Annotated in this window: 1 protein-coding gene and 2 pseudogenes; all 3 read right to left on the minus strand. The window is 63.2% G+C overall.

The window, feature by feature from the left end; all coding sequences use genetic code 11:
• A pseudogene (locus Q1A87_RS23515) lies at nt 1-171 on the minus strand (IS5/IS1182 family transposase); the annotation flags it as partial.
• Between the two features lie 183 nt (nt 172-354).
• A pseudogene (locus Q1A87_RS23520) lies at nt 355-667 on the minus strand (IS5/IS1182 family transposase); the annotation flags it as partial.
• A gap of 60 nt (nt 668-727) precedes the next feature.
• Nucleotides 728-962, minus strand: a 235-nt coding sequence (locus Q1A87_RS23525; RefSeq protein ID WP_299657280.1) for an integrase core domain-containing protein, incomplete at its 5' end; no start/stop codon positions are given.

Here is a 962-nt window from a genome sequence, read left to right on the forward strand (position 1 = left end):
AGTCGCGGGCCGGCCCGTATGCGACGGAAAGAACCCCGCCCATTCGGCCTCGAAGAAATCCCAGTCGATCAGCGCCTTGAGCCGCACCAGCTCGTGGCGCATGTCGATCAGATCGGTGAGCCGGGGGCGAAGCAGGTCGTCTTGGTCGGGCGCGCGAGGTCTGGGCTTCATCGGGCCTCCGAAATCGCAGGGTTCCGGGCCCAAGAATACCAAACCCTGCGAAACCAGCACAGCGCGAACGTCGGTTCGTGGCCTGAAATCAGAACGCTAGACGTTGTTCAGAGCGGACTAAATACTAAAGGCTCTGTAGCGCAAAGAGGGTGAAGCCCGGACTTTCCCTTTCCCCAGACGCATTCATCCGGCGGGCTCTGTGGTGGGTATACCGAGCGCTGTATGGCCGTTCAGCGCGGCGGCGCGGATCTGGAGTTCTGCCACCTGACGTTCGAAGTCGCGCGCCAAGAGGCTCTGCCCCAGCAGTTCTACGCAGTGCATCTTCGTCTCGTCTCGTCTCGTCTCGTCTCGTCTCGTCTCGGCATCGGCGGTGGTATCCGCTCCATTTTCGCCAGATGGCCCGGCCGAGGTATTTCGACGCGCGCACAGCCTCGTTCCCGGCGATGGCACCCGCAGCTGACGGCTTCCAGGGCTTCGCGTTCTTGCGGGGCGGTAAGAAGTGGCTCGGTTTGTCTGAACAGCGTCCGGGCTTTCGTTAAGTGGACATCTGCCTGGGTTACGCCGCCGGGGGTGGCGATGGCTGATTGAGATAGGCTCGGTCGGGTGTCTGCCCGCCGAGCGATGAATGGGGCCGCGTGCCATTGTAAAAGTCGAAGTAGCGCCCGATCGAGGCCCGGGCCGCGTAGGCGCGCAAGTAGACCTCTTCGTATTTCACCGTCCGCCAGAGCCGCTCGACCACTGCCCCGCAGGGCATCGCTTCGCGATGTCCCGGGAGGGGGAAGACGTTGTCG

Origin of the sequence: uncultured Jannaschia sp., from assembly GCF_947494055.1 — a bacterium.
Taxonomy (GTDB): Bacteria; Pseudomonadota; Alphaproteobacteria; order Rhodobacterales; family Rhodobacteraceae; genus Jannaschia.